6 protein-coding genes are annotated in these 8,313 nt (G+C 70.3%); all 6 read left to right on the top strand.

All coding sequences use genetic code 11. The features are described from left to right. The first annotated feature begins 23 nt into the window (after positions 1–23). The 6 genes from ppdK (at position 24) to AC2YHT_RS19585 (ending at position 7,889) form a co-directional block, all read left to right on the top strand. On the top strand, positions 24–2,708 hold the full coding sequence (ppdK, locus tag AC2YHT_RS19560) for a pyruvate, phosphate dikinase (RefSeq protein WP_487291578.1): 2,685 nt from the start codon (positions 24–26) through the stop codon (positions 2,706–2,708). A 257-nt stretch (positions 2,709–2,965) separates the two neighbouring features. Beyond that, the gene (locus AC2YHT_RS19565) at positions 2,966–3,319 is read left to right on the top strand and encodes a MarR family winged helix-turn-helix transcriptional regulator (protein ID WP_487291582.1); all 354 of its coding nucleotides are present in this window, start codon (positions 2,966–2,968) and stop codon (positions 3,317–3,319) included. A 9-nt stretch (positions 3,320–3,328) separates the two neighbouring features. Next, positions 3,329–5,350 carry an FUSC family protein gene (locus tag AC2YHT_RS19570; RefSeq protein WP_487291579.1) on the top strand — a complete coding sequence of 674 codons (2,022 nt, stop codon included), beginning with the start codon at positions 3,329–3,331 and terminating at the stop codon, positions 5,348–5,350. Further along, positions 5,347–5,547 (top strand): DUF1656 domain-containing protein, encoded by a 201-nt coding sequence (locus AC2YHT_RS19575; RefSeq protein WP_110118573.1) that lies wholly within the window; start codon positions 5,347–5,349, stop codon positions 5,545–5,547. Before AC2YHT_RS19570 ends, AC2YHT_RS19575 begins: the two co-directional genes overlap by 4 nt. Positions 5,548–5,553: 6 nt before the next feature. Continuing rightward, complete coding sequence (locus AC2YHT_RS19580; protein WP_487291580.1) at positions 5,554–6,441, top strand: efflux RND transporter periplasmic adaptor subunit; 888 nt, start codon at positions 5,554–5,556, stop codon at positions 6,439–6,441. Continuing rightward, on the top strand, positions 6,438–7,889 hold the full coding sequence (locus AC2YHT_RS19585; protein WP_487291581.1) for an efflux transporter outer membrane subunit: 1,452 nt from the start codon (positions 6,438–6,440) through the stop codon (positions 7,887–7,889). Before AC2YHT_RS19580 ends, AC2YHT_RS19585 begins: the two co-directional genes overlap by 4 nt. The last annotated feature ends 424 nt before the right edge of the window (positions 7,890–8,313 follow it).

The raw sequence follows: 8,313 nt of genomic DNA on the forward strand, positions 1-8,313 counted from the left end.
CTTTATCGCAGGGTGAATTCAAAATGCCGGTTGAGACGCTGACGAAGTCCCTTTGGGTCTATTCGTTCGGGGGAGGCGGCGCCGATGGCGACGCTTCGATGAAGAACCTCCTCGGAGGGAAGGGCGCGAATCTCGCTGAGATGTCGTCGCTGGGCCTGCCCGTTCCGCCTGGCTTTACGGTCACCACCGAGGCCTGCGTCCACTATTACAGCAACGGCAAGCAGTACCCGGCCGAGCTGGCCGGGCAGGTCGCCGCGGGCCTGGCCAAGGTGGAAGCCATCACCGGCAAGCGCTTTGGCGACGTGACCAACCCGCTCCTGGTGTCGGTGCGCTCGGGCGCCCGCGCCTCGATGCCGGGCATGATGGACACCGTGCTGAACCTGGGCCTCAACGACGAGACCGTCGAGGGCCTGGCCAAGCTGTCGGGCGACCGCCGCTTCGCCTACGACAGCTACCGCCGCTTCATCCAGATGTACTCGAACGTCGTGCTCGACCTGGAGCACCACATGTTCGAGGAGATCCTCGACGACCATAAGGACCGCCTCGACGTCCACGTCGACACCGGCCTCACCGCCGACGACTGGGCCGCGGTCATCAAGGACTACAAGGCCGCTGTCCAGAACGAGCTGGGCAAGCCGTTCCCGCAGGACGCCCAGGAGCAGCTGTGGGGCGCCGTCGGCGCCGTGTTCGCCAGCTGGATGAACGACCGCGCCAAGTTCTATCGCCGCATGCACGACATCCCCGAAAGCTGGGGCACGGCCGTCAACATCCAGTCGATGGTGTTCGGCAACATGGGCGACACCTCGGCCACGGGCGTGGCGTTCACCCGCAACCCGTCGAACGGCGACAACCGCCTCTACGGCGAGTTCCTGATCAACGCCCAGGGCGAGGACGTCGTCGCCGGCATCCGCACCCCGCAGTCGCTGACCAAGGCCGCCCGCGAAGAGATGGGCGACACCTCGCCGTCGATGGAAGAGGCGATGCCGACCGTCTTCCAGCAGTTCAAGAGCGTGGTCGAGACGCTGGAACGCCACTACCGCGACATGCAGGACATCGAGTTCACGGTGGAGCAGGGCGTGCTCTACATGCTGCAGACTCGCAACGGCAAGCGCACCGCCAAGGCCGCGCTGAAGATCGCCGTCGACATGGCCGCCGAAGGCGTGATCAGCAAGGAAGAGGGCGTTTCGCGCGTCGAGCCGGCCTCGCTGGACCAGCTGCTGCACCCGACCATCGACCCGACCGCCCACCGCGACGTCGTCACCGTCGGCCTGCCGGCCTCGCCCGGCGCGGCCACCGGCAAGATCGTCTTCGACAGCGACGAGGCCGAAAAGGCCGCGGCCAATGGCGAAGCCGTCATCCTGGTGCGCGAAGAGACTTCGCCTGAAGACATCCACGGCATGCACGCCGCCCGCGGCATCATCACCGCCCGCGGCGGCATGACCAGCCACGCCGCCGTCGTGGCGCGCGGCATGGGCCGTCCCTGCGTCTCCGGCGCCGGCGACGTGTCGATCTTCGCCAAGGAAGGCCTTTTCCGGGCCAAGGGCCGCGAGTTCAAGGCCGGCGAGATCATCACCATCGACGGCTCCACCGGCGAGATCCTGGCCGGCGCGCCGAAGATGATCGAGCCCGAGCTGACCGGCGACTTCGCCACCCTGATGGGCTGGGCCGACCAGGTCCGCCGCCTGAAGGTGCGCGCCAACGCCGAGACGCCGCTCGACGCCAAGACCGCCCGCCAGTTCGGCGCCGAAGGCATCGGCCTGTGCCGTACCGAGCACATGTTCTTCGACGACACCCGCATCGCCGCGGTGCGCGAAATGATCCTGGCCGACGACGAGGCCGGCCGCCGCACGGCTCTCGCCAAGATCGCGCCCTTCCAGAAGGCCGACTTCGTCGAGCTCTTCACGATCATGGAAGGGCTTCCGGTCACCATCCGCCTGCTCGACCCGCCGCTGCACGAGTTCCTGCCGCACACCGAGGAAGACGTGCAGGCCGTGGCCCAGGCCACGGGTCTGGACGCCGCCAAGCTGCTGCGCCGCGCCAAAGAACTGCACGAGACCAACCCCATGCTCGGCCACCGCGGCTGCCGCCTGGGCGTCTCCTATCCCGAGATCTACGAGATGCAGGTCCGGGCCATCGTCGAGGCCGCCTGCGAGATCGCCAAGTCGGGCAAGGCAGCCCCGGTGCCGGAAATCATGCACCCCCTCGTCGCCAAGGGCGAAGAGATGAAGTACCTGCGCGAACTGACCGACCGCGTCGCCAAGGCGGTGCTGGCCGAGCAGGGCGTCGACGTGAAGTACACCGTCGGCACCATGATCGAGCTGCCGCGCGCCGCCCTGCGGGCCGGCGATCTGGCCGCCAACGCCGAGTTCTTCAGCTTCGGCACCAACGACCTGACCCAGACGACGTTCGGCATCAGCCGCGACGACGCCGGCAAGTTCCTGGGCGCCTATATCGACAAGGGCATCTTCGAAAAGGACCCCTTCGTCAGCCTCGACCAGGAAGGCGTCGGCGACCTGATCCGCATTGCCGCCGAGCGCAGCCGGGCCGTGCGTCCGGACGCCAAGCTCGGCATCTGCGGCGAGCATGGCGGCGACCCGGCCTCGATCGCGTTCTGCGAAAAGGTCGGCCTCGACTACGTCTCCTGCTCGCCCTACCGCGTGCCGATCGCCCGTCTCGCGGCCGCGCAGGCCGCACTGGCCGGGAAGTAGGCAAGGGGTTCTCCCCCTCACACTGCGACAACTTGAAACGGCCCCACTCCACGAGCGGGGCCGTTTTTCGTCATTCGTCCGCTTGCACGAACATCGATAGGAAGCTATCTAAATAGATAGCAAGCTACCTATCGTTCTTCGAGCATCGTTCCATGACCGACGTCCGCATCCTCAGCGAGCGCACCTTCACCGGCGCCATCCTGCGCCTGGCGCGCATCTACCGCCGCGAGGTCAACCGCGCCCTGGCCGAACACGGCCTGTCCGACGCCCGCGCCTTGCCGGTGCTGCACATCGCCCGCGCCGGCGGCGGCATGCGCCAGGGGGTTCTGGCCGAGGAACTGGGCGTCGAGGGGCCGTCCCTGGTCCGCGTGCTCGACCAGCTGTGCGCCGCCGGCCTCGTCGAGCGCCGCGACGACCCGGCCGACGGCCGCGCCAAGACCCTGCATCTCACCCCCGACGGCCAGGCCCTGGCCGTGATCGCCGAAGACACCGTCCAGGCCGTCCGCTCGCGCCTGCTGGTCGGGGTCGGCGACGAGGATCTTTCCGCCACCCTGCGCACCTTCGCCGCCTTCGAGGCGGCGCTGGAAGTCGCCAACGGGCAGGGGGCTTAAGTCCCCGCCATGCCCAAGTTCGATCGGTGGACGCTGCTGTTCTCGCTGAACAGCTTCGCGGCCGCCATGCTCGCCCTCTGGATCGGTTTCGCCGTCGGCCTGCCGCGTCCGTACTGGGCCATGACCACGGCCTATATCGTCAGCCAGCCCCTGGCCGGCGCCGTGCGCTCCAAGGCGCTCTACCGCGTGCTCGGCACCATGCTGGGCGGCGCGGCCGCCGTCGCCCTGGTCCCGGCCCTGGTCAATGCGCCGGTCCTGCTGTGCCTGGCCCTGGCCCTGTGGGTCGGCGGCTGTCTGGCCGTCTCGCTGCTGGACCGCACGCCGCGCAGCTATGTCCTGATGCTGGCCGGCTACACCGCCGCCATCATCGGCTTTCCGGCCGTCAGCCAGCCGTCGGCCATCTTCGACCTGGCCGTCTGGCGCGTGGTCGAGATCGGCCTGGGCATCGTCTGCGCCACCCTGGTCCACAGCCTCGTTTTCCCGCGTCCCGTTGGGACGGTGCTGCGCGCCCGCCTGACCGCCTGGCTGGGCGAGGCCGACCGCTGGGCGCTCGACGTGCTGAAGGGCGCCGACGCCCAGGCCTTCGCCCGCGACCGCCGCCACCTGGCCGCCGCCGCCAGCGAGATCCAGATGCTGGCCGTCCACCTGCCGTTCGACACCTCCCGCCTGCGCGAGACCACCGGCGTCGTCCGCGCCCTGCACGAGCGCCTGCTGATCCTCATCCCGCTGCTGTCGGGCCTGTCCGACCGCATGCTGGCCCTGAAAGACGTCCGCGACCCCGCCGCCCGCCAGGCGCTCGACGCCGTCGTCGCCTGGATCGAGGCCGGCGCCACGCGCGGCCCGGGCCTCGAGCTGATCGACCACCTGCGCGCCGAGGCCGCCACGCGCCGCGGCGGCGACTGGAACGCCCTGCTGGTCGAGAGCCTGCTGGTGCGCCTGGCCGAGACCGTCCAGGCCCTGGCCGAGGGACACGCCCTGATGGTCCGCTTCGAGAACCCGGACGCCCCGTTGTCGCCGGCCCTTGCCGCCGCCACGCTCACGGCCGCCCGCCGCCGCATGCACAGCGACTTCCCGCTGGCGCTCCTGTCAGGAGCAGCGGCCGCCATCGCCGTCCTGCTGTCCTGCGCCCTGTGGATCGTCTCCGGCTGGGGAGACGGCGCCTCGGCCCCGGTCATGGCGGCGGTGTTCTGCTGCTTCTTCGCGGCCATGGACGACCCCGTGCCGGCCATCCGCAGCTTCGGGATCTTCACCCTGGTCTCGCTGCCGCTGTCGGCGCTCTACATGTTCGCCGTGCTGCCGGCCATCGACGGCTTCCCGCTGCTGGTCCTGACCCTGGCCCCGCCGCTGCTGTTCATCGGCCTGTTCATTCCCAACCCCAAGACCATGGGGGCGGCGCTGGCCGTGCTGATGGGCTTCTGCAACGCCATGGCCCTGCAGGAGACCTTCAGCGCCGACTTCGCCAGCTTCCTGAACGTCAATCTGGGCCAGTTCGTCGGCTTGGGCGCGGCGATCTTCGTCACCGCCGCCATGCGCTCGATGAGCATCGACGCCGGCGCCCGCCGCCTGCTGTCGCGCACCTGGAAGGGCCTGGCCCGCCTGGCCCGCGCCCGCAACGCCCCCGAACCGGCCGCCTTCGCCGCCACCCTGGTCGACCGCCTGGGCCTTCTGACCCCCAAGCTGGCCGCGGTCGGCGAGCGCCATGACCTCGTCGGCGTCGATGTCCTGCGCGATCTCCGTGTCGGCATGAACCTGGTCGCCGTCCAGGGCGCGCGGGGCGAGGTCTCGGGTCCGGCTCGCGCCAGCCTCGACGCCGTGCTCGATGGGATCGGCGATCACTACACCGCCCTGTCGGCTGGCCGCCGCCAGCCGCCGCACGCCGACCTGCTGGCCTGTCTCGACCAGGCCCTGACCCGCATGGGCCAGACCGTTTTCGTACCCAATGGTGCTTTGGGCGGCGTCACCGGCCTCGTCGGCCTGCGCCGCAACCTCTTCCCCGAAGCCCCCGCCTTCAATCCGGAGCCCGCCGCATGATCGGCGAATACAACATCGACGGCGTCTTCCTGTCGTCCGTCCTCGTCTCGGCCGTGGCCGCCCTGGCCGCCACCTTCGTGCTGCGCCGCGTGCTGTCCTGGACCGGCGCCTACCGCCTCGTCTGGCACCCGGCGCTCTTCGACACCGCGCTTTTCGTCATCCTCTGGGCCGCCGCCGTGGCCCTCGTCCGTCCGTAAGAAACCATGCCCCAGCTCAAGACCATCCTCCCCCAAGCCGGCCGCGTCGCGGTCACCCTGGCCGTCGTCGCCGTCGCCGGTATCGGCGGCAAGCGCCTCTGGGACCACTATCAGGTCGATCCCTGGACCCGTGACGGCCGCGTCCGCGCCGACATCGTCCAGGTCGCCCCCGACGTCTCGGGTCTGGTGACCGACGTCCAGGTGGTCAACGACCAGACCGTCAAGGCCGGCCAGCCGCTGTTCTATGTCGACCGCGACCGCTACGCCCTGGCCGTCCGCCAGGCCGACGCCGCCGTCGCCGCCCAGAGAGCGCAACTGGCCCAGGCCCGCCGCGAACTGGCCCGCAACCGCCTGCTGGGCGACCTCGTCGCCGGCGAGGTCACCGAGCAGAGCCTGGCCAAGGTCGAGCAGGGCCAGGCCGCCCTGGCCCAGGCCGACGCCGCCCGGGATCTCGCGGCCCTGAACCTCAAGCGCACCCTGGTCACGGCCCCCACCGACGGTTTCCTGTCGGACCTCACCTTGCGCACCGGCGACTACGTCACCGCCGGCAAGCCGGTGCTGGCCCTGATCGACAGCCGCTCGTTCCGGGTCGAGGGATACTTCGAAGAGACCAAGCTCAAGGGCCTGTACGTCGGCCAGAAGGTCGACGTCCGCGTCATGGGCGAGGACCGTCCGCTGCACGGCCACATCCAGTCGATCGCCGCCGGCATCGAGGACCGCGACCGCGCCGCTGGCGCGAGTTTGCTGCCCAACGTCAACCCGACCTTCAGCTGGGTGCGCCTGGCCCAGCGCGTGCCCGTCCGCGTCGCCCTGGACGAAACGCCGAAGGACCTGCGCCTGATCGCCGGCCGCACCGCCACCGTCGCGGTGCTGGGGCAAGGGGGCGCGAAATGAGCACGCTCCGCACCCTCGGCGCGGCCGCCTCTCTGCTGGTCCTGGCCGCCTGCACGACCGTCGGCCCCGACTACAAGCGCCCCGACGCCGCCAAGATCAACGAACCGGCGGCGCAGGCCCCGTTCATGGGCGCGACCAACGCCGCCGTCAGCCAGGACCCTGTCCCGGAAGGCTGGTGGAAGCTCTATGACGACGAGACGCTGAACGGCCTCGTGCAGGAGGCGCTGAGCGCCAACACCGACCTGCGCGTCGCCGCCGCCAACCTGGCCCGCGCCCGCGCCGTGGCCGGCGAGGCCGACGACGCCGGCGGCTTCTCGGCCGGCGCCTCGGCGGCGGCGATGCACGCCCGGGAGTCCGGCGAGCAGTACCTGCTGACCGAGCCCCTGCCGGTCGAGAACCTGGCCGACGCCGGGGTCAAGGTGTCCTACCAGGTCGATCTGGTCGGCCGGCTCAAGCGCGCCGCCGAGGCCGCCCACGCCGACGAAGACGCCAGCCAGGCGGCCCTGGATCTCGCCCGCGTCAGCGTCGCCGCCGACGTCGCCCGGGCCTATGTCGAGGCCTGCTCGTCGGGCCACGAGATTCACGTCGCCGAACAGACGCTGGATCTTCAGCGCAAGAGCCTGGACGTCACCAACCGCCTGATCGCCGCCGGCCGCGGCACGGCGCTGGACGCCACCCGGGCCCGCGCCCAGGTCGAGCTGCAGCGCGCCGCCATCCCGACCTTCGAGGCCCATCGCAAGGCCGCGCTCTACAAGCTGGCCGTGCTGACCGGCAAGCCGCCCGCCGAGTTTCCGAAAGCCGTCGAGGCTTGTGCGTCGCCGCCGAAGCTGTCGCAGCCCCTGCCGGTCGGCGACGGCGCGGCGCTGCTCAAGCGCCGGCCCGACGTGCGCCAGGCCGAACGCACCCTGGCCGGCGCCACGGCCCGCATCGGCGTCGCCCGCGGCGCGCTCTATCCGAACATCAGCTTCGGCCTGGGCGCTGGCACGACCGGCCTGCTTGCCGATCTCGGCCAGCCCGCCGCCAACCGCTGGAGCCTGTCGGGCCTGGTCTCCTGGACCCTGCCGGGCGAGGGCGAGCGCGCCCGCATCCGTGGCGCCGAGGCCGGCGCCGACGGGGCCTTGGCGAAGTTCGACGGCGTGGTGCTGAACGCCCTGCGCGAGACCGAGACCAGCCTGACGTCTTACGCCCACGAACTCGACCGCAACGCCGCCCTGCGCGCCGCCCGCGACGAGGCCGGCAAGGCCGAACGCCAGGCCGCCACCCTCTACAAGGCCGGCCGCACGCCCTACCTGCAAGGCCTCGACGCCCAACGCACCCTGGCCGGCGCCGAAGCCGCTCTCGCGGCCTCCGACGCCGCCGTGGCCGCCGACCAGGTCAACCTCTTCCTGGCGCTCGGCGGCGGCTGGGAAAACGCGCCGGCGGTGAAGGTGGTGCAGGCCCAACGCTAAATCCCTCTCCCCGTACAATCCCCGTGAAGCGCCGGCGCCTTATCCCTCTCCCCTTGCGGGAGAGGGTGGCCCTGCGGAGCAGGGTCGGGTGAGGGGTCTCTCAGAACTGAAAGCGCCACTCCTCCCCCGTGCAACGGGGGAGGGAGACCACGAAGTGGTGGAGGGGGCGAGACTGGGCTCGGGGCCTGACCTCTCTCCTCCCGTAAAATCCCCGCGAAAGCGGGGACCCAGGTGTTTTATCGTCGAGCGCCGCAGGTTGCAGAAAAAGCCTGGGTCCCCGCTTTCGCGGGGATTTTACGGATTTGGGGTGGTCTTACGCACACCACTCACACGGCGTAATCGGGAAAGAGTTCAACGAACTCAATGCCCTAAAACTTTATAACCCCAACTTATCCTCCCCTACTCAAGCCGCCCCATAATCATC

Source organism: Caulobacter sp. SRI_008 (assembly GCF_057586355.1).

Bases quoted from the DNA above. Each gene is read 5' to 3' on its own strand.
- ppdK (WP_487291578.1), top strand. From the start codon at position 24: ATGCCGGTTGAGACGCTGACGAAGTCCCTTTGGGTCTATTCGTTCGGG.
- AC2YHT_RS19570 (WP_487291579.1), top strand. From the start codon at position 3,329: ATGCCCAAGTTCGATCGGTGGACGCTGCTGTTCTCGCTGAACAGCTTC.
- AC2YHT_RS19575 (WP_110118573.1), top strand. From the start codon at position 5,347: ATGATCGGCGAATACAACATCGACGGCGTCTTCCTGTCGTCCGTCCTC.
- AC2YHT_RS19580 (WP_487291580.1), top strand. From the start codon at position 5,554: ATGCCCCAGCTCAAGACCATCCTCCCCCAAGCCGGCCGCGTCGCGGTC.
- AC2YHT_RS19585 (WP_487291581.1), top strand. From the start codon at position 6,438: ATGAGCACGCTCCGCACCCTCGGCGCGGCCGCCTCTCTGCTGGTCCTG.